At 42.5% G+C, this 20,874-nt stretch carries 19 protein-coding genes; 7 read left to right on the top strand and 12 right to left on the bottom strand.

The window, feature by feature from the left end:
* Positions 1-22: 22 nt before the first annotated feature.
* Positions 23-442: a type II 3-dehydroquinate dehydratase gene (gene aroQ, locus BLR84_RS20630; protein WP_090472347.1), complete on the top strand. Its 420-nt coding sequence runs from the start codon at positions 23-25 to the stop codon at positions 440-442.
* Positions 443-625: 183 nt separating this feature from the next.
* On the top strand, positions 626-3,172 hold the full coding sequence (locus tag BLR84_RS20625) for a mechanosensitive ion channel family protein (protein WP_176852116.1): 2,547 nt from the start codon (positions 626-628) through the stop codon (positions 3,170-3,172).
* Here BLR84_RS20625 and BLR84_RS20620 read toward each other — a convergent pair.
* Positions 3,141-4,226, bottom strand: a complete 1,086-nt coding sequence (locus BLR84_RS20620) for a glycosyltransferase family 2 protein (RefSeq protein ID WP_090471920.1) — start codon at positions 4,224-4,226, stop codon at positions 3,141-3,143. The genes BLR84_RS20625 and BLR84_RS20620 overlap by 32 nt on opposite strands.
* Positions 4,223-5,035, bottom strand: a complete 813-nt coding sequence (locus BLR84_RS20615) for a lysophospholipid acyltransferase family protein (RefSeq protein WP_255366999.1) — start codon at positions 5,033-5,035, stop codon at positions 4,223-4,225. The genes BLR84_RS20620 and BLR84_RS20615 overlap by 4 nt, the downstream gene beginning before the upstream one ends.
* Before the next feature lie 86 nt (positions 5,036-5,121).
* Here BLR84_RS20615 and BLR84_RS20610 point away from each other — a divergent pair, with 86 nt between their 5' ends.
* Both BLR84_RS20610 and corA read left to right on the top strand, forming a co-directional pair.
* Positions 5,122-5,763 carry a WbqC family protein gene (locus BLR84_RS20610; protein WP_369829192.1) on the top strand — a complete coding sequence of 214 codons (642 nt, stop codon included), beginning with the start codon at positions 5,122-5,124 and terminating at the stop codon, positions 5,761-5,763.
* Positions 5,764-6,888 carry a magnesium/cobalt transporter CorA gene (gene corA / locus BLR84_RS20605; protein WP_090471913.1) on the top strand — a complete coding sequence of 375 codons (1,125 nt, stop codon included), beginning with the start codon at positions 5,764-5,766 and terminating at the stop codon, positions 6,886-6,888.
* A 109-nt stretch (positions 6,889-6,997) separates the two neighbouring features.
* Here the strand turns inward: corA and msrA are convergent, their stop codons facing one another.
* Together msrA and BLR84_RS20595 are read right to left on the bottom strand one after the other, a co-directional pair.
* Positions 6,998-7,645 (bottom strand): peptide-methionine (S)-S-oxide reductase MsrA, encoded by a 648-nt coding sequence (msrA, locus tag BLR84_RS20600; protein WP_090471911.1) that lies wholly within the window; start codon positions 7,643-7,645, stop codon positions 6,998-7,000.
* Positions 7,646-7,726: 81 nt separating this feature from the next.
* The gene (locus tag BLR84_RS20595) at positions 7,727-7,978 is read right to left on the bottom strand and encodes a DUF3820 family protein (protein WP_090471909.1); all 252 of its coding nucleotides are present in this window, start codon (positions 7,976-7,978) and stop codon (positions 7,727-7,729) included.
* A gap of 151 nt (positions 7,979-8,129) precedes the next feature.
* On the opposite strand from BLR84_RS20595, the gene BLR84_RS20590 reads away from it, so the two are divergent.
* Positions 8,130-8,363, top strand: coding sequence for a hypothetical protein (locus BLR84_RS20590; protein ID WP_090471906.1), 234 nt, complete (start codon positions 8,130-8,132; stop codon positions 8,361-8,363).
* 53 nt (positions 8,364-8,416) lie between these two features.
* Here BLR84_RS20590 and BLR84_RS20585 read toward each other — a convergent pair whose 3' ends face one another.
* The 8 genes from BLR84_RS20585 to BLR84_RS20550 all read right to left on the bottom strand — a co-directional run bounded on the left by BLR84_RS20585 (position 8,417) and on the right by BLR84_RS20550 (position 19,091).
* Complete coding sequence (locus tag BLR84_RS20585; RefSeq protein WP_090471904.1) at positions 8,417-9,724, bottom strand: MFS transporter; 1,308 nt, start codon at positions 9,722-9,724, stop codon at positions 8,417-8,419.
* Positions 9,725-9,841: 117 nt separating this feature from the next.
* Positions 9,842-10,507, bottom strand: a complete 666-nt coding sequence (locus BLR84_RS20580; protein ID WP_176852115.1) for a beta/alpha barrel domain-containing protein — start codon at positions 10,505-10,507, stop codon at positions 9,842-9,844.
* Complete coding sequence (locus BLR84_RS20575) at positions 10,504-11,544, bottom strand: sugar kinase (RefSeq protein ID WP_176852114.1); 1,041 nt, start codon at positions 11,542-11,544, stop codon at positions 10,504-10,506. The genes BLR84_RS20580 and BLR84_RS20575 overlap by 4 nt, the downstream gene beginning before the upstream one ends.
* A complete protein-coding gene (gene uxaC, locus BLR84_RS20570) occupies positions 11,544-12,953 on the bottom strand; it encodes a glucuronate isomerase (RefSeq protein ID WP_090471897.1) in 1,410 nt (469 codons plus the stop codon). The genes BLR84_RS20575 and uxaC overlap by 1 nt, the downstream gene beginning before the upstream one ends.
* A 40-nt stretch (positions 12,954-12,993) precedes the next feature.
* On the bottom strand, positions 12,994-14,193 hold the full coding sequence (uxuA, locus tag BLR84_RS20565) for a mannonate dehydratase (RefSeq protein WP_090471895.1): 1,200 nt from the start codon (positions 14,191-14,193) through the stop codon (positions 12,994-12,996).
* A gap of 255 nt (positions 14,194-14,448) precedes the next feature.
* Positions 14,449-16,149, bottom strand: a complete 1,701-nt coding sequence (locus BLR84_RS20560; protein WP_090472345.1) for a sodium/sugar symporter — start codon at positions 16,147-16,149, stop codon at positions 14,449-14,451.
* 52 nt (positions 16,150-16,201) lie between these two features.
* Positions 16,202-17,530, bottom strand: coding sequence for a xylose isomerase (xylA, locus tag BLR84_RS20555; RefSeq protein WP_090471893.1), 1,329 nt, complete (start codon positions 17,528-17,530; stop codon positions 16,202-16,204).
* 82 nt (positions 17,531-17,612) lie between these two features.
* The gene (locus tag BLR84_RS20550; RefSeq protein ID WP_090471891.1) at positions 17,613-19,091 is read right to left on the bottom strand and encodes a xylulokinase; all 1,479 of its coding nucleotides are present in this window, start codon (positions 19,089-19,091) and stop codon (positions 17,613-17,615) included.
* A 130-nt stretch (positions 19,092-19,221) separates the two neighbouring features.
* On the opposite strand from BLR84_RS20550, the gene BLR84_RS20545 reads away from it, so the two are divergent.
* The gene (locus BLR84_RS20545) at positions 19,222-20,253 is read left to right on the top strand and encodes a LacI family DNA-binding transcriptional regulator (RefSeq protein WP_090471889.1); all 1,032 of its coding nucleotides are present in this window, start codon (positions 19,222-19,224) and stop codon (positions 20,251-20,253) included.
* Positions 20,254-20,298: 45 nt separating this feature from the next.
* Positions 20,299-20,784 (top strand): CYTH domain-containing protein, encoded by a 486-nt coding sequence (locus BLR84_RS20540; protein WP_090471887.1) that lies wholly within the window; start codon positions 20,299-20,301, stop codon positions 20,782-20,784.
* The last annotated feature ends 90 nt before the right edge of the window (positions 20,785-20,874 follow it).

Raw genomic sequence — 20,874 nt, 5'->3', positions numbered from 1 at the left:
GATTTATTTTAAGTTTGAGCTAATGAATATACAAATTATAAACGGCCCTAATTTAAACCTGCTTGGCGTACGCGAAAAGTCAATTTATGGTGATACCAGTTTTGAAACCTATCTTGATACCTTGCGCAAGCGCTATGCAAACATCACCATTAATTATTATCAAAGTAATGTTGAGGGCGAAATTATAAACAAACTACACGAAATTGGTTTTTCGTACGACGGAATTGTATTGAACGCGGGCGCGTATACCCATACGTCCATAGCCATTGCTGATGCTATCGCGGCTATCAACACACCGGTTATTGAAGTGCACATTTCCAATGTTCATAAACGCGAGGAATTCAGGCACCAATCAATGCTGGCAGCCAGCTGCAGGGGGGTAATTGCCGGTTTTGGTATGGACTCGTACCGCCTGGCCATTGAAAACCTGGTGAACGGGTAAATAATAGAGGCAAGAGCTAAGAATCAAGAACCAAGAGAGAAAATTGTGTATTATATCTATTAATTGAACCAAACCGGGGTATTGACTTTTCTATCTTGATTCTTTACTCCTGATTCTTGTATCTTTATTAAAACGCTTTTTAAAATAAAGTGTTTAACCATGGCGTTTAGCGTATTTATCCCGATGCATAAATTATACAGAATTACCGCTTACCTCTTGTTGTTCATCACGCTTTTTTCTGGTGCGGATGTATTGGCACAAACTAAAAAGAAAAAATCGCGGTCGGTAAGAGATTCGCTTCGCGCGGCTATCCTCTCTCGTGATTCCATGATGCGGGCGCTGAAACGATCAGATACCTCAACCAATAATTTACTGGAAAAAGTGGAGTACTATACTTCGGCTTTTAACCAGATCAAGTCCAATCTTTCCAAAAGGATCGACACCGTTGATATCAGCGCGCAACTGCCCAGATATGAAAAAAGCGTAGGCACCATCAAGTCATTGATTGATAACGATAAATCGAGCACATTGCGTTATTTATACACGATACGTGATGTTTTAACCCGCCTGGGCGACAAATTGGATGGATGGCAGGATCAGCTTGCTGATATCAACTCCAAAATGATCCAGAATCAAACCGACCTGAACGCCATATCCAAAGACAGCGTTTTGAAGATCCTGCCGGCCGATAGTTCGCTCGCCACTACTTTCCTGATCCAAAAAATAGCTATCGACAGTAAATACCATCGCTTGGATACGGTTAATAAAAAACTGATGGTAAAGATCGGGCTGCTGCAAAACCGTACTTCATCTGTATATATATCGATACTTGACCTTAAAGATCAGATCGATCAAAAAATAAGAGACTTTGGTGAAAGGGCATTATCGGCCGAGTACAGCAATATCTGGAGCATGAAAGCCAGTGAAGGCAGCGACTTTAAGGAGGCGCTTTCTAAAACCGCCACCATGAATTCCAAGCTTTTCAGTTTTTTTATCGGCCGCGATATATTAACGCATCTTGCCGGATTATTGGTTTTATTGTTTTTTTTCGCCTGGGTTTATTCCAGCCGCAAAAAAATACTAAAAACCAATGACGCCCCCGAAGGTGTTTTTAACCAGGCTAATTATGTGACCAGGTACCTTGTAACATCCTCAGTTATTATTGCTTTTACCCTGATCCCCAATTTTTATGATCACCCGCCGGTGGTAGTATTAGAAACCTTTTTTGTTATCCTGATAGCGGCTATACTATATATATCTAAAAAAACCTGTCCAAAACCGTTATTCAATTATTTGCTGCTGCTTTTTATCATTACCAATTTTTACTGCATCAGCAATCTATTTATTCAGGTAACCAATGCCGATAGGATCGCGGTGCTGATACTTGGACTGGCTTCTGCTTATATCAGCATCAGGCTTTTACCAGCAGTACGCAAAGCTCCTGAAGGTTTTTTACCACATACAGGTATCGTACTTAAAATTTTTATTGCGCTGCAGTTTGCTTCGTTTGCCTGTAATGTTTTTGGTCGTTTTAGTTTGGCCAAAATAATTGGAGTAACGGCCGTACATAACCTATGGCTGGCCATGGCTATGTACTATATTGTACAAATGCTTATGGAGGCTTTGTTTTTACAACTGGAAGCCAGCAAGAACAGTAATAACTTCAGTTCCTACATCGACTTTCAGTTACTCAAAAACAAATTCAGGAGTGTGCTTACAGTTTTAGCCAGCCTGTTGTGGCTGGTGATGCTTACTCAAAACCTAAGTGTTGAAGATACTGTATTTGATCATATTGAAGCTTTTTTAACCACCAACCGCAGCATTGGGGGCACCAATACAGTGTTTACCTTCCAAAGTGTTATCATATTTATAGCTGTTATCTGGTTATCATCCATTACCTCCAAGATCATCAGTTACCTGTATGATGTATCTGCCAAGCACAAGCATGATATGGATGTACTGAAAAAGAAAAACCGTACCTCTACCCTGCTCATCCGCATTGGGGTTATTGCCGTGGGCTTTTTCCTTGCAGTCGCAGCATCAGGAGTACCTATTGATAAGATAACCATCATTATCAGCGCCTTTGGTATCGGTATTGGTTTTGGTTTGCAAAATATAGTGAACAACCTGGTTTCGGGGCTGATACTGGCCTTTGAAAAACCAATACAAGTGGGTGATATTATTGAGGTGGACAGCCGCTCGGGCACGATATTGGATATTGGTATACGGGCAAGTAAAATAGCCACCGCTGATGGTGCCGAAGTGATCATACCCAACGGCGACCTGATATCGCACCATGTAATTAACTGGACACTGAGCAACAATAACCGCCGGGTAGAGCTTATTATTGGCGTGGCTTATGGAGCAAATATTGAAAAAGTCAAAGGCTTGCTAAAAGACGTACTGAATGCCCATAACGACATTATGCAAGTACCAGAGCCTTCTGTGCTGTTGCATAACCTGAGTGCGAGTTCGGTTGATTTCAGGGTGCTTTTCTGGGCTGCCGATATCAATACCTGGGTTGGGCTTAAAAGCCAGATACTGGCCGATATTTATGATATATTGAATAAAGAAGGTATAGAACTCCCCCAACAGGATGTACATTTGATTTGGCCACCTGAAAGCCTGGTTATAAGTACCCCGGACAAAGAAAAACCCACGAAACCAAAGGAGATAAAAAAGACTAACTCAGGCGATGCTAAATCAAATCAGTCTGATCAAGATCAGTAAACCTGGTTTTCTTTTTAACAAAAAACGCCCATACAATACTGCTTTTGTACATACCTTTTAAATTATGAACGGTACGTTTTGATTTATGAGTTTTAGGCGACAGCTTGTTTTCGCCGTTGCTCAGGTCTTTTACGCCGTAGCCGGAAACATGTATCCCGAAGATTCCTAATACAAAATTCTGATGAGCCCGACTGACAGCCCAGGCATCTTTGCGTTTGCCTTCGGCCAGGAAGCGGAATATGGCCAGCAGGTCCATACAAAAGCGTATGCTGATCACAAACAGGGCTCTCCAAAAAGGCAGATTCTTTTTCAACAGCAGTAGGTTGTTCCTGAAATTAAGATAGGTTTTGAACGGATTTTCGGCATTAAGCGTGCCTCCTCCAACGTGGTATATGGTTGATTGCGCGCAGTACATTACCTTATAACCCATGTTTTTTAATCGCCAGCACAGGTCTATTTCTTCCATGTGAGCAAAAAAGTGTTCATCAAAGCCCCCAGCTTCGTCCCAATATTTCTTTTTGATGAATAAGGATGCGCCCGATGCCCAGAATACCTCACCCGATTGTTCATATTGCCCCAGATCATGCTCTACCTCGTAAAACATGCGGCCACGGCAAAACGGATAGCCAAAGCTATCTATAAAGCCCCCAGCTGCACCGGCATGCTCAAACTGATCTTTTTGTGCAAAGGATAACAGCTTAGGCGCCGCGGCAGCAATCAGATCATCGCTCTCCATTAAACTGATCACAGGCTCTATCCAATCTGGCGTTACTTCCACATCCGAATTCAGCAGGATATAGTAATCGGCATCAACCTGGTTCAGCACCCGGTTATATCCGCCGGTAAAACCGTAATTCTTATCGTTTTGAATGATCCTGATAGCAGGATAATTTTCCTTTATAAAAGAAATAGAATCATCGGTAGAGGCATTATCCCCTATCACAATTTCCAATCCGGGCCAGGTTGAGGCCAATACCGATGGTAAAAATTGTTTAAGATATTTAACGCCGTTCCAGTTTAAAATAACTACAGCAACTTTGGGTGTGTTGATCATTTATGTTTGTCCTCCGGCTTAAACTTCCACCTTCGGTGCGACCATAGCCAATATTGAGGTTCCCGCCTGATCATGCCTTCCAGGTACTGCACATGAGCATCGGTTATTTCGTGCTCGGCAGTTTGTTTGGGATTTTCAGTTAAAGGAACCAATGTGTAAGTATAATAACCTCTTTTTACGCGTTTCATATCGTAAAATACCACGGCAGCATCAATAGCCTTTGATATTTTTTCGATGCCCAAAAATACGGCAGTAGGTTGATTTAAAAAATTAGTAAAGTAATTTACTTCGTGCATTACCGGGGTTTGATCGCCTACCAGTACACTTACGGTTAGCTCATTCCGGTATTCGGCCATTTTGCGCATGGTTTGCTTCATGGCTATCGGCTGTCCGCCAAACCGCGAACGCACTTGTATAAAAAACTCATCGAACGTAGCGTTTGATAGTGGTTTATACACGATCATGAACCTTTTGTCCGTTACAAAATTAAAATTGAGAGCAGCCATCTCCCAGTTGCAATAATGGCCAGCCACGGCTATAATACTTTTACCTTTAGCAAAATACTCATGCACCAGCTCTGAGTTGGTAGCCACTACCCTTTTCTGGATCTGCTTTTCTGATACGGTGATCATTTTAATGGTTTCCACGATCAGGTCGGCCAGGTAGCGGTAGTATTTAAATTCGATATCGTGGCGTTCTTTTATCGTTTTTTCGGGGAAGGAATTGGCCAGATTTTGCTGTACCACATCCCTGCGGTAACGCACAAGGTAATAGATAACAACAAACAGCACATCAGATATGATGTACAAAAACCAAAAGGGAAGCAGCGATATAAGGTATAAAAAAAATATACCTAACCTCAAAAACCCTTTTTTTATCATTATTTTAACCAATTTTGAACACAAACATAAAATATATGATTGAAAAAGGTGCTGTGTTCCCTATGTTTTATCTTCCGCCGGTAGAATATTTTGTAAAGTTAAACACTTATAAACCTGATATTCTGATAGAAAGAGAAGAACATTTCCCGAAACAAACTTATCGCAACCGGGCCAATATCTACTCGCCCGATGGTATGCTGACCCTGACCGTTCCGGTTATAAAAGGTTCAAAAAATCATACCCTGATCAAAGATGTTAAGATCAGCTACGATTTTGAATGGCAACGCCTGCACTGGCAAGGCCTGGCGGCATGTTATCGGCGGTCGGCTTATTTTGAATATTATGAGGACGACTTCGCCGCGTTTTACCAAAAACAAAATCAGGTTACCTATCTTTTTGATTATAACCAGGAACTTTTGCAGCTACTGTTGAAACTCACTAAAATAAAGGCCGACATCACATACACCGACGAATATCATCGGGAATATCCAGCATCGGTTGTCGATCTAAGAACCGCTATCCATCCTAAAAAAGAAACAGAACTGGAACAAAAACCCTATTTTCAGGTTTTTGAAGATCGTAAGGGTTTTCTGAAAAATTTGAGCATTGTTGATCTGTTATTTAACCAGGGACCTCAAAGTATTAATTATTTGTAAATGGACAGCAGGATAAAACGTGTACGCTACAAAGTACAAAGGCACCAGGGAAATGTTGGCGACCGCCCGGGAACAATAGTAATACCAGATGGTGCGCTAAAACCGCATATCTCCATGTTTTCCTATAACGAGACAGAGCTGGTTACTTCCGAAGGGAAAGACATCAAAGTAATTTTAAATCAGTTTAAAAAGTGCGATAACCATACCCATTGGATAAAGGTTAACGGGCTTGGTGATCCGGCTTTGATTGAGGAGATAGGCACATACCTGAACATCAATCCGCTGGTGCTGGAAGATATTGCCAATACCCACCAGCGACCAAAATTTGATGAATACGATACTTATGCTTTTTGCACCAGCCGCATGGTTAGGTTTAATAAAGAGGATGAACTGGTGAACAACCAGTTTTCGGCCATTCTTAAGGATAACCTGATCATTAGCTTTGAAGAAGACTATGAAGAGTATTTTGAAGCGGTAAAGGCTCGTCTTAAAGCTGGTAAGGGAGCTATCCGTACAGCCGGCCCAAGCTATATGTGTTATGCCCTTACTGATACCATTATTGACAACTACTTTATGCTGCTGGCACTTATTGGTGATAAACTCGATGCCATCGAAGACAAGGTTTACACCAGTGCCGATAAAAGCATCATGTTCAATTCGCAGCAGATCAAACGTACCCTCATCATTATACGCAGGGCGAGCTGGCCCGAGCGCGACAAGATCAATGATATGATCCGCTCGGAAAGCCCCTTGATCACATCAGAGGTCAAATTATTCCTGCGCGATGCTTATGATCATTGCATACAGGCTATGGACCTGATTGAGAACTATAAGGAGGTAACTTCAAGCATTATCGACTTGTACCTATCCATGGTGAGTAACCGGATGAACGAGATCATGAAGGTGCTGACCATTATCTCCGTAATATTTATCCCCCTTACTTTTATTGCGGGCATTTACGGAATGAACTTTGCCCGTCAGGACGATAAAGGTCATGTTATACCCGATAATATGCCCGAGCTTTATTGGCAGCACGGCTATGTTTACGCCATTGTACTGATGTTCGCGATAGCTATTTTCCAGGTATTTGTGTTTTGGAAAAAAGGCTGGTTTAATAAGTTGTAAACCCCATTTTATATAAACGCGTCATTGCGCGGTACGAAGCAATCCCCGATTAGCAGAGTCACTCTGTATAGTATAGAGATTGCTTCGTGCCTCGCAATGACGCGCGGATTTAATTCTTAAACTCCGGCTTTAATTCCGCAGCCATGGCTTTTCTGAATTTCATTACTTTGGGCTCCGATACCCCCATGATATAAGGCTGATTAGGGTGGCTTCGGTAATAACCCTGATGGTAAGTTTCGGCTGGATAAAAAGCATTATAAGGTACCACCTGTGTCACTATCGGGTTAATATAATGCTTTGATTCATTTACCTTTTTGATGGTAACCAGCAGAATGTTCTTTTCCTCAGGGCTGCGGTAAAAAGCAATGGAACGGTAGTCGGTTCCTTCATCAGGGCCCTGGCGGTTTAGAGTAGTAGGATCATGGGCAAAGAAAAAAGCTTCGGCCAATTGACCGTAACTGATCACTTTAGGATCATAAAATACATCCACAGTTTCGGCATGATTGGTACTTTGTGAGCTTACTTCTTCGTAGGTAGGGTTCTTCGTATTTCCCCCAGCGTAACCGGAGATAACCTTATTTACCCCTTTTAACTCCGACATAGCCTCGCTCATACTCCAAAAACATCCACCACCGAAAGTGGCTACGGCCTCGCCGGCTTTAGGTTTGGGTAAAGTGGCAAATTTATTAGACGATTGTCCATCGGCACAGCCAACGAACAGAAAAGCTCCAACGATATATAAGATCAACTTTTTCATATGATAATGATTTTTATCTTTTAGTCGTATATACGCCGGAAACCTATCAACCGGATGGTCATCAATAAGCAATAAATCCGGTTATTGGTTCCCGCCTCCCTGCCGGAGTGACTTTTTCACCATCAACAGAATTTCGCTCAGGCCATTAGTTTTGATCTCGAATGTGGTTGAAAGCAGCATCCCCATCTTGTCCTTGGTAAAACCCTTGCCGGCCATCCACTCCAGGTAATTTGAGGGCAGGTCGGCTATAATGGTTCCTTTATACTTGCCATAAGGCATCCGTGTTTGTACTATATCAATTAATATTTTCGGGTCGGGTTGTAAATTTTGCACAGGATAAAGGTAGTAATCATTCTGAACCCTGATTAACAGGATTTAAGGATTTCTTGATTTATGATATCAGGATAATCCCTAAATCCTGTTAATCAGGGTCCACAAACAAACACAAACGCACAAAACAGTGTTAGTTAATAAAATACACACTATGGAACAATTTGAAGCAACACTCGCAGGTACCGACAGTTCGATTGACGGTATAGCGCAGGGAATTACATATCCTAATTTCAATAACGCCTACGAATTTAAATCAACTGATGGGACGCTGCACCTCATTATAGCTAAAGATGCCGAAGGCGAGTGGATCAGGCTAACGGGGACAGAACCATTTCTATCCAGCTGGATAGACGAACTTGCAGAGCAGGTTGAAAGTAAACTTTAATCAAAAAAGCCCCGGTGTATAATACCGGGGCTTTTTTGATAGATCGTGTTATTCTATAAATTAATAGGTTTCATTTTCGGAACAAGCAGGTGCATAATTAGCCAGGCTAATATATAAGCGCTGCCACAAACCACAAACATGATGTAATACGCAGTTTCTATTTGGTGGATTGCCCTAAAGTGTACAAAAAGGTTTTTTTGTACCAGTAATGATAAAAACACACCGCCAATTGATCCAAACATGCCACCAATACCGGTTACGGAGCCAACCGATCTTTTAGGGAACATATCAGAAACCGTAGTAAATATATTGGCACTCCAGGCCTGGTGAGCTGATGCCGCTATGCCTATCACAATTACCGCAAGCCACATGTTAATACCACCTAATACCTGTGCAAACACAATAGGGATCACAAACAGTGCATAGATAAACATGGAGGTTTTACGGGCCCTGAACACCGGCCAATTGTTTTTAATTAACCGCATAGGTATCCAACCGCCACCAATACTGCCAAATGTCGACATGGTGTAAACCAATGCCACAGGAATGGCTATAGCAGTGCCTTTTAAATGATACTGGCTCTCTAAAAAATCGGGCAACCAAAACAGGTAAAACCACCATATAGGATCGGTTAAAAACTTGCCGATAACAAATGCCCAGGTTTGTTTAAAACTTAACAGTTTACCCCAGGATATTTTTTTGCCTTCTTCTACTTCTTCTTTCTGGCCCGAAACTTCCTGATCGCTGTTAATGTAATCAAGCTCGGCCTGTGTTACATGTTTGTGTTTAGAAGGGGTTTCATAAAAAAAATACCAAAGTACAAGCCATATAAAACCGATAGAGCCGGTAATGATAAATGCCCATCGCCATCCCCATGCAACCGCAATAAAGGGTACGGTTAAGGGAGCCACAATAGCGCCTATATTTGATCCGGAGTTAAATATCCCGGTGGCAAATGCCCGCTCTTTTTTCGGGAACCATTCTGCCACGGTTTTGATCGCAGCCGGGAAATTTCCCGCTTCGCTGATACCTAAAGCCGAGCGCACTACGCCAAAGCCAAATGTACTGCCCACAAAAGCGTGGCAAACCGCAGAGATGCTCCACAAAAGCGTTGATAAGAAATAACCCAGCTTGGTGCCTATCTTGTCAATAATTCCTCCGGCTGCAAGCAAGCCCAGGGAATAAGCTATTTTAAATGCTATTTCTATATTGGCGTAATCCCCATCGTTCCACTTAAACTCCGTGGTCAGATTGGATTTTAAAAGACTGATCACTGCCCTATCCAGGTAATTCACCGTAGTGGCAAAAAACACCAGCGAGCATATTACCCATCTGTAATTCCCAACTTTAGTTTCTTTCATTATAATTGGTTTTAATTGGTTGTAATTATTGGTATCAAGTAGTTAGTATCACGTATCAAGACTTCTGTCCTTTTATTTTACAATAGGTGATAAAGATGAAATGTATCTTAATACCGACTACTTGATACTAAAACTTGATGCTATTTCCATCAATTTAACGGTATCTGTATATAATTGCTCATACAAGCGGTCATCCAGTACTTTTTTGCTGATGAGCTTACTTCCCATGCCCACCGCACAAACTCCGGCCTTAAACCAGGTACTGATGCTGTCAATACTCAATTCAACCCCACCTGTTGGCATGAATAGTTGACCCGCAAACAGATCTTTTATAGACGACATAAACTCCGGCCCCAGTATGTTAGCCGGAAATAATTTGATCAAGGCCGCGCCATGCTGTTGCGCGGTATTAATTTCGGTTGGTGTCATACAACCTGGAATCCATAACAGATCATGTTGTTTGGCAATAGCTCCTACCTCTGGATTGATAACAGGCGCCACTATAAAGTCGGCCCCGGCGGCTATAAAAGCGTTTGCTTCCGCAGCTGTTTTTATGGTACCGATACCCAATTGCAAATCGGGCATTTCTTCCTGTTGCGCCTTTTTTAATACGATAAAATTAGCCAGCGCCGCGGTGCCGCGATTGGTATATTCGAATACACGGATGCCTGCCCTGTACAAGGTTCTGGTTATCTCCAGGCTCACCTGCGCGTCTTCATAAAAGAAAAGCGGTAACGATCCCTGGGTTAATATGGCATCCAGTACTATATCTTTTTTAATCATGATTTAATAGCATTTATTATTTGTTGAACCGTTTTATTGGTTGCATCACCTTCGATAAATAATTTCTGATAAGCGGCAGAAGTTGCAAACTCCAATGTTTCCAATGGATCAAGGTTGCTGTAAAAACCATAGATGAGGCCTGCCATAAAACAATCGCCGCTACCTACTTTATCCACCACCTTATCGGTATCATATTGTTTTGAGCTGTGCAACTTATCACCATCATACAAAGCTGTATAGTAGTTAATCCCTTCACCGGCATCAAAACGGAAAGTGTTGGCAACAACCTTGCATTTGGGGAATTGTGCCATGATGGCTTGTGATGAATTTTGAGCTTCCTTCAGATAAATGCTTTTTTGCCCCGACTCGGTTACATTGGGTTCAACAGGGATGCCCAGCATCCGTTCGGCAGCCCAAATATTGCCCATGATCAGGTCGGCATATTTTACCAGTTGCGGCATTACATCAATAGGTTGTTTGCCGTATTGCCAAAGCCGGGCACGATAATTCAGGTCAACCGATATAGTGATATTCCGGGCAGATGCGGCTTCCAAAACCTCGGCACAAACATCGGCTACATTTTGGGTTATTGCCGGACAAATAGCGCTAAAGTGAAACCAGCTTACTCCATTCAATACTTTATCCCAATCCACCTGGCCGGGTTTTAAAGCGGCAAAAGCCGAATTAGCACGGTCATATATCAGGGCGTTATTCTTAATATCCTTACCCCGGGTTAAATAATACAAGCCTATCCTGTCGCCATGCATATAAACAGGTGTCGTATCCACTTTTTTATCCTGCAGATAATCCAGTATTTGGGTAGATAGCGCATTGTCTGGTAAAGCTGTAAAATAAGATGATGGCAATCCCCATAAAGCTAAAGCGGTAGCCACATTAAGCTCGGCGCCACCTACAAAGAATGGCAGCTGGTTTTCATGCAACCACTCCCCCCCTGCATCGGGACATATCCTGAGCAGTAATTCGCCAAACGAAAGTATAGTGCCTTTAGATGATCCGTTTTCAAAAGAATTACTCATTATTGCTTATCAAAATTAAAGTAATTTTTAGCGTTGTTATAGCAGATATCCTGCACGATCTTGCCTGTCCATTCAATATCATTTGGCAGTTCACCGTTTTCGATATCTTCGGCAAACAAGTTACAAACCAGTCTGCGGAAATACTCATGCCTCGGGAAGGATAGAAAGCTGCGCGAATCGGTAAGCATACCCACCATACGGCTTACCAGTCCAATATTCGACAAGGCGTTCAACTGTTTGGTCATCCCGTCTTTTTGATCCAGGAACCACCATGCTGAGCCAAACTGTACCTTACCGGCAACAGATCCATCGTTAAAGTTACCTGTCATGGCAGCAAATAACTCATTGTCGGCCGGGTTTAAGTTATACAGTATAGTTTTAGTCAAGCGATTATCCAAATCAAGCTTGTTCAAAAACTTGGATAAGGTAACACCCTGTTTAAAATCGCCAATAGAATCCCAACCTGTATCCGGACCTGAATTGGTTAAGCCACGGGTATTGTTGTTACGTAATGCACCCAGGTGGTACTGCTGTACCCAGCCTTTTTCATGATCCCAGATCGCAAACAGGAACAGCATAGCCGACTTAAATTTGGTTATTTCCAGCGGCAGTAAAACCTGTTTGTTCCTGATCTTTAAAAAGATATCAGCTATTTCCTTATCGGTATAATCATCCGCGTAGATCTGCTCCAGGCCGTGATCTGATAGTGTACAGCCATTGGCCGCAAAATAATCATGACGGTTTTTTAAAGCCTTTAAATATTCGTCGATATTGGAAACGGAAATATTGGTAATTGCTTCCAACTGATCGATATATGCATTAAGAGCGTTCAAGTCATCAGCGTTCATCGCTTTATCCGGCCTAAAGGCTGGCAGTACTTTTATTTCATAACCATCTGCCTTGATCTGTTGATGAAAAGCCAGGTTATCCAATGGATCGTCGGTGGTACAAACTACCTCTACATTTTTACCTTTCAGGATATTACGTACACTAAACTCAGGTGTTTTGAGTTGGGCATTACAATCCTCATATATCTTTTGAGCAGTAGCCGGCGAAAGCAGTTCATGAATACCAAAATAACGCTGTAACTCCAGGTGTGTCCAGTGATATAATGGGTTGCGCAAGGTATACGGCACTGTTTCGGCCCATTTGGTAAACTTCTCCTGATCGGTTTTATTACCGGTTATATAAGCTTCATTAACACCGTTGGCCCGCATAGCGCGCCATTTATAATGATCGCCATAGAGCCAGGCATGCGTCAGGTTATTAAAACTGATATCCTGGGCTATCTGATCGGGCGGTAAATGACAGTGATAATCAATTATAGGCAGTTTGCCGGCATATTCATGGTACAGGCGTTGTGCTGTTTTGGTATTTAGTAAGAAATCCTGATCTAAAAAACTCTTCATTATTAGCTAAGCAGGTAAACTGCTTTTTTAAATTTATAAATTATGCTTTGTCAAATAATGAGCGTTTAACGCCCATTTCCAACCCTCTTAATTCGGCAAGCCCCTTTAGCCTGCCAATGGCCGAATACCCATGATAGGTTTTGTACTTAAAATCATCCAGCAATTTATGACCGTGGTCGGGGCGCATCGGTATTGCTACATCGGCACGACCACTTTGCTGGCGTTTTTGCTGTTCTAAAACAATATTTTTCATCACCGCGTACATATCGGTGCTGCCGTTCAGGTGCTCGGCTTCATAAAAGCTGCCATCGTCTTCACGCTGTACATTACGTAAATGCAGAAAATGGATATGCTCCCCTAACCTTTCCACTATCCCGGGCAGGTCGTTATCTGGTCTTGCCCCTAATGAGCCTGTGCAAAAAGTAAGTCCATTGCTTGGTGATAGGCTAAAATTAACTACATCTGCCAGGTCCTGCTCTGTTGATACCACACGTGGCAGGCCCAGTATCGGAAACGGCGGATCGTCCGGGTGAATACACATTTTTACGCCCGCAGCTTCGGCACCGGGAATGATACCTTTCAGGAAATAGCCTAAATTATTTTTCAATGCCGCAGCATCGGTATCGGCATAGCGTTTTAAATGCTCTTTAAACTCCGGAATGGTCAGTACTTTATTGGTACCTGGTAAACCGGCCATCAGGTTATCGATCAGCTGGGCCTTTTCTTCGGTGCTGATGCTGTCTAAATATTTTCTTGCGGCTTGTTGCTGCTCTGGAGTAAAATCATTTTCGGCGCCTTCACGTTCCAGGATATACAGGTCAAAAGCAGCCAATGCTTTGGCATCATATCTTAGCGCGGTTCCTTTGTTGGGTAACAGGAAATCCAGATCGGTACGGGTCCAGTCAAGCACGGGCATAAAATTGTAACATACAATGTTTATGCCTGCCAGTGACAGGTTTTTAAGCGTACTTACATAGTTTTCGATGTATTTATCCCTGTCGGGCGAGGCTGTTTTGATACTCTCATGAATATTTACGCTCTCCACTACCGACCAGGTAAGCCCGGCATCTTCAATGATCTTTTTGCGTTCGTTGATCTCCTCTAAACTCCACACTTCTCCGCTTGGGATGTGGTAAAGGGATGTAACAATGCCTGTAGCACCAGTTTGCCTAATGGCTGTTAATGTAACCGGATCGGTAGGCCCAAACCAGCGAAATGTTTGTTCTAAATTATTCACCATGGATTGATGGTATCGTATATAAAAGGTTTGTTGTGACCGGCAAATTACACATCATTTTGTACAAGTTGTAAGGGATAACCAAAACAAATCCACGCAAACGTTTTCGGATGCAGGTTATCAGGCAAGATACTATTTAACCTGTAACTAAATTATATAACGTTTTAGCTATTGATTAACTTATTTGAACAAAAAAGGGCGGCAGATCCTCAGATTCGCCGCCCTTTTTTATACGTTTTATATGTTGAAAAATAACTCCTACCAGAAGATAGAGTATAGCGCAACTACAATACCTGTAACTATTAATGCACCGGCTGTAAAGGCACGCGATGTTTTAAACATCGACGCGTCGATTTCCAGGCCATTGGTTTTAACACCACGGGCGCCATCAATTTTAGAGATGATAAACATACCAACAACGCAAATGATAAATACAAAACCCATACGATCAAGGAATGGTATTTCATATAGCTGGGTAACCTTATCGTCCTGCAGGGCCAGTTTCGAGAAGCCATAAGGCGACAGGAAGCTCAGATCGGCAAAACGCGGCAATAGTTTAAAGAAACACGACATGATAAATCCACCTACTGTCGCGAACATAGCGGCATTGGAAGTAGCTTTTTTCCAGAAGAAACCCAAGATGAACATGGCAAATATACCCGGCGATACGAAGCCGGTATACTCCTGGATGTATTGAAAGCCTTGTTTACCTTCGCCCATCAATGCTTTACCAATCAGTTCTGATAACAATATACCTAATACCATGGCTACCACAACAGACCATTTACCCAAATTAACCAGTTTTTTATCATTGGCTTCCGGGTTAATAGCTTTTTTGTAGATATCCAGCGTAAATATGGTGGCTATACTGTTTGCTTTACCGGCTAATGAAGCTACAATGGCGGCTGTTAAAGCAGCAAATGAAAGTCCTTTTAAGCCCGATGGTAATAAGTTTAACAAGGATGGATATGCTTTATTTGGATCCAATACGCCTGATGAACTCATCATTTCCTGGTGGAACATTCCTTTTTGATACAATAAGTAAGCAGCTATACCCGGCAATACCACAATTACAGGCATCAACAATTTGAGGAAGGCCGCGAACAGGATACCACCACGGGCAGTTTTCAAATTAGCTCCCAATGCTCTTTGCGTGATGTACTGGTTACAACCCCAATAGTTGAGGTTAGTGATCCACATACCACCAATTAATACCGTTAAACCCGGCAAGTCCATATAATTCGGATTATCCTTCTTGAAGATCATATGGAAGTGATCACTGGCTTCGGAGTGGAGTATTTTAAACCCATTTAATAAACCTGTAGTACCTTCCTTTTCGCTCAGTAGCGTTAATGCAAGATAAGTGGCCATTAAACCGCCCAGAATAAGTACGGCTACCTGGATAACATCGGTATAACCAATAACCTTCATCCCTCCCAGAGTAATAACAATAGAGAATATGGCCAGCAACCAGATACATAAATGGATATTTAAGCCGGATATACCGCTGATAGCCAAGGCACCCAGGTATAATATTGACATCAGGTTAACTACAATGTATAGTAACAACCAAAATATTGCCATCACCATAGCTACCGTACCATTATACCGTTGGTGCAGGAATTGCGGCATGGTGAATATCTTATTTTTAAGATATACCGGGATAAAAAATACCGCTACAATGATCAACGTAATTGCGGCCATCCACTCGTATGTTGATATGGCCAAACCCATCTTGAATGCAGATCCGCTGGTTCCGATAAACTGTTCGGCAGATATATTTGAAGCGATCAGTGATGCACCAATAGCCCACCAGGTTAGCGACCCTTCGGCCAAAAAGTAATCTTTTGAGGTGGCATCGGCGTTGTGTTTACGCTTATATACCCACCAGCCATAGCTGGCGACTAATACAAAGTAGATCAAAAATACAGCATAATCGCCATACGAGAGGGTTTTCAGGTTCATTGTTTTGGTTAAGTTGGTTTTAATATGTTAGATTGACAATTATAAACTATATATAGCGATTTATCAAATTTTCTAAATATTCTTGTTTGCCGCTTATGGTTTTAGGCTCACCATTGGCGATAGCATAGTTACGCAAATCTTCTAAAGATAGCTTTCCTGTTTCAAAATCGTTACCTGAACCCGTATCAAATGAAGCATATCTTTCTTTGCGGATCTTTTTGTAATCTGACTTTTGCAAAATGTTATCGGCAGTTACCAAAGCCCGTGCAAAAATGTCCATACCACCAATGTGCGCGTAGAACAGATCAGCCGGATCGGTTGAATTACGACGAATCTTAGCATCAAAGTTTATACCACCGCCCTGTAAACCACCTGCTTCCAGGATGATTAGCATACATTCTGTTACTTCATTGATATCGTTCGGGAACTGGTCGGTATCCCAGCCGTTCTGGTTATCGCCGCGGTTAGCATCTATCGAACCTAATAAACCCGAATCGGCAGCTACCTGCAATTCATGCTGAAATGTGTGCCCGGCCAATGTGGCGTGGTTAACTTCCAGGTTCAATTTAAAATCATTGATCAGGTCGTATTTCTGCAAAAAGCCTAACACCGTAGCCGCATCATAATCATACTGGTGCTTGGTTGGCTCGCAAGGTTTTGGTTCGATAAAGAAAGTGCCTTTAAAGCCTTGTTTGCGGGCATAATCTTTAGCCGTATGTAAAAAACGAGCAAAATGCTCCTGCTCGCGTTTCATATCGGTGTTCAACAGGCTCATATAGCCTTCACGACCGCCCCAGAAAACGTAGTTCTCGCCACCCAAAGCAATAGTGGCGTCTATAGCAGCCTTAACCTGCGCACCTGCATGGGCCAGTACATGAAAATCGGGATTGGTAGAAGCACCGTTCATATATCTTTTATGGCTGAACAGGTTTGAAGTGCCCCAAAGCAGTTTCACACCGCTGGCCGCTTGCTTTTGTTTGGCATACTCTACCAAAGCCTGTAAACGCCTGTCGTTTTCATTTACATCATTGCCGTAGTCAACCACATCTACATCATGAAAGCAGTAGTACGGCAGGTTCATTTTGGTGATGAACTCAAAAGCGGCATCCATTTTATCTTTGGCACGTTCCACCGCGTCAGTTTTTGTATCCCATGGAAATACGTGGGTTGGACCACCAAAGGGATCGGCACCTGTACCGCAGAATGAATGCCAGTACGCGCAGGCAAAACGCAAGTGTTCTTTCATGGTTTTACCGGCCACTACCCTATCCGCATCATACCAACGGAAAGCCAGTGGATTGTCCGATTGCGTTCCTTCATATTTGATCTGTCCTATTTCTTTAAAAAATTGTTTTTCTCCGGTTACGATGCTCATATCTTTTTAATTATTGATTTAGTGAATTAGTGATTTATCTTAATTTTTGATTTACTGAATTAGTGATTCCTGTTTTTTCGCCTTATGCCTTCAGCTTTAAGCTCAACAGCTCCTTCCATTCCTGGTACGCGGGTTCAAATTGTTGGGTTGATGGCTCTATTAACTGGATTGCTTTGGCATTGCAAAATGCTTCGGCCGGCGATTTGAATATGCCCGCGCCGATACCAGCACCCAGGGCTGCACCTACGCTGCCATCGTTATCATAAAGTTCCACAGGTACGCCGGTGGCGTTTACAAAGGTTTCGGTAAATAGCTCGCTCAGGAACAGGTTGCTTTTGCCGGCACGAATTACTGTAGGGTTCATGCCGTTGCTGCGCATAATATCCAATCCGTAACGGAACGCGCTGGCAATGCCCTCCTGTACCGCACGGAAAATATGGGCTTGTGTATGCAGGTTCAGGTCGATATTTTGAATATGGGCGCCTACCTGTTTGTTGTTTAGCATCCGCTCGGCTCCGTTGCCAAAAGGCAATATCTGTAGGCCATCGCTTCCCAACGGTGCTTTTTTAGCTTCGTTATTCATTTGGGTGTAGCTTAAGCCTGCTCCAAAGTTGTATTTGGCCCAGCGGTATAAACTGCCCGTGCCGTTGATGCATAAAAGCACACCCAGGCGTTTTTGCTCTTCGGCATAGTTCACGTGAGCAAAAGTATTGATGCGCGATTGCTGATCGTAGGTCAGTTCGTCGCTTACACCGTATATCACACCAGAAGTACCAGCCGTAGCAGCTACCTCACCCGGATTAAGTACGTTTAAAGAAAGAGCATTGTTGGGCTGATCGCCTGATTTATAAGTCACCGGGATGCCAGCTTTTAATTTTAGTTTCTCCGCAACAGCAGCCGATAAGGTTCCATGCGATGAGAATACCGGATTGATCACCGGGAAAAGACTTTCATCAAAACCAAAATAGTTCAGGATCTCTTTGGAGATACCATTGGCTTTGAAATCAAAAAACACCCCTTCTGATAATGCCGATACTGAGGTGGTGATCTCCCCAGTAAGTTTCATAGCGATATAGTCACCAGGCAGCATGATCTTATCTATCTTACTATATATTTCTGGCTCATTTTCTTTTACCCAGGCCAGTTTCGACGCCGTAAAGTTGCCGGGCGAGTTGAGCAGATGCGATAAAGAATACTCCTCACCTATTGTCGCAAAAGCTTTGTCGCCTATTTCAACCGCGCGACTATCGCACCAGATGATACTGTCGCGTAATACATTCTGGTCTTTATCAACCAAAACCAGGCCGTGCATCTGGTAGGCGATGCCGACAGCGGCAATATCCGCCGGGTTATAGGCTTTTTTTGCATGGCAACGTTCCAGGGCCTGTTGTGCCTGCTCCCACCACATCTGCGGCGATTGTTCGGCCCAGCCGGGATGTAAAGCTTTAATAGGCGATTCTTCATCCGGATACTGCGCCGAAGCCAATATTTTTTGAGTGCCCGCGTCAACAACGCTTACTTTAACCGAAGACGTACCTATATCGATGCCTAATAGCAACATATTTTCAGATGGTTATGACGTGAATAATTAAGGTGTGTTTATTTTTTGGTAACTTAACGAGACGAAATTAAATAAATATTTAAAATTACAATCGATTGCGTAAAATATTTTTTCCAACTTGCACTTTGTAATGAAGAAAGTAAAACGTACCACCATTTATGATATTGCCGAAAAACTGGGCATTACCGCTTCTTCTGTTTCCAGGGCGCTGAATAACAGCAGCCAGGTGAACGAGAAAACCAAGGAGTTGATCATTAAAACTGCTGATGAGCTCAATTATAAACGTAACATACTGGCGTCCAATTTGCGCAAAGGGCAATCCAAAACTATTGGTGTGGTGATCCCCCGCATTAACCAGAATTTTTTCTCGAACGTAATCGCCGGCATTGAGGAGGTTACCTACCAGAAAGGTTATAACCTGATCATTTGCCAATCGGGCGAAGACCATAATAAAGAGATCCAGTGTGTAAATACTCTGATCAACCAGCATGTAGACTGTATTGTGATATCTGTATCGGCCGATAGTTATGATTACCAGCATCTTCAAAATGTATTGGATCACGGCATTCAGCTCATCCAGTTCGACCGTGTTGCCGAAGAGCTGGAAACCCTGAAAGTGATCAATGATAACGTTCAGGCTTCATACGAGGCAGTTTCACACCTGATAGAAGGCGGTTATAAAAGAATAGCCCTGCTGGAAGGCCCTCAAAACCTCAGCATTTTTAAACAGCGCAAGGAAGGTTACTTAAAAGCGTTTAAAGCATACAATGTGCCGGTAATAGACGAGTTAATTGTAGAGAACGCCTGGACGAAAGAGCTGGGCGCCGAGGGAACTCGTAAGCTGTTAAGCCTGCCCCAGCCTCCGGATGCCATATTTGCCTCTACATCTGATTTCTCAGCACTGGGTGTACTGGATGTGGCCAATGCCATGGGTATCAAAGTACCATCAGAACTGGGGATCTGTGGTTACGCCAATGAAAGTTTTTCGGAGATCACGAGTCCATCCATTACCACTATCGATCAGTTTAGCGTTTATATGGGCAATACCGTGGCCAATTTATTTTTCCAGGAGATAGGTAATAATGACACCACGACCAAACCGAAGATCATCAGTATTAAGCCAGAGCTGATCATCAGGGGATCGACGTTAAAAAACAAGTAAGGCTCCGTAATATAAAGATTGATAATTAGCAGTATTTGCAAGTTTATGCCTAAATATGCTTTAGTAGAACGAGAAAGAAAATTCCTTATATCTCCCGATAACATTAATATTAATGGCCTACCCTATAAACATATTACAGACCATTACATACGTAACACCGCTATAAGATTCCGTATGGTTACAGATGGGAGCGGGACAACCTATAAGTTAACCAAAAAGACGCCTCTAAATACAACAGGAGAACAACAGATCACGACCATTTACCTAAGTCGGGAAGAATATCTGCTGTTAAATAGCTTTGAGTGTGTAGCTGTAGAAAAAACCAGATACCTCGTAGCTGCAGGCCCCTTAGTTATTGGTTTAGACAGGTATACAAACCTATCCGAAGAATTATGGATAGCAGAAATCGAATTTGCTACACAAGTGGAGATGAATAATTTTCAGATGCCGCTAACATATATAAGAGAAGTTACAACCAGTCCCGAATTTAATGGCTTTGAGCTTGCAAAGCGTTTCCAAAAAGATAATTAAACCCGCATATCTTTACTAATTTTTAGCCACTAATACAACCAATTACACTTAGAAAGTATATTTTATATTTAATATCAATTAGCAAATCTT

This window comes from Mucilaginibacter sp. OK268 (assembly GCF_900103125.1).
Classification (GTDB): Bacteria; Bacteroidota; Bacteroidia; order Sphingobacteriales; family Sphingobacteriaceae; genus Mucilaginibacter.
The sequence above is the reverse complement of the archived record's forward strand: the minus strand, read 5'-3'. Positions and strand labels throughout refer to the sequence as shown.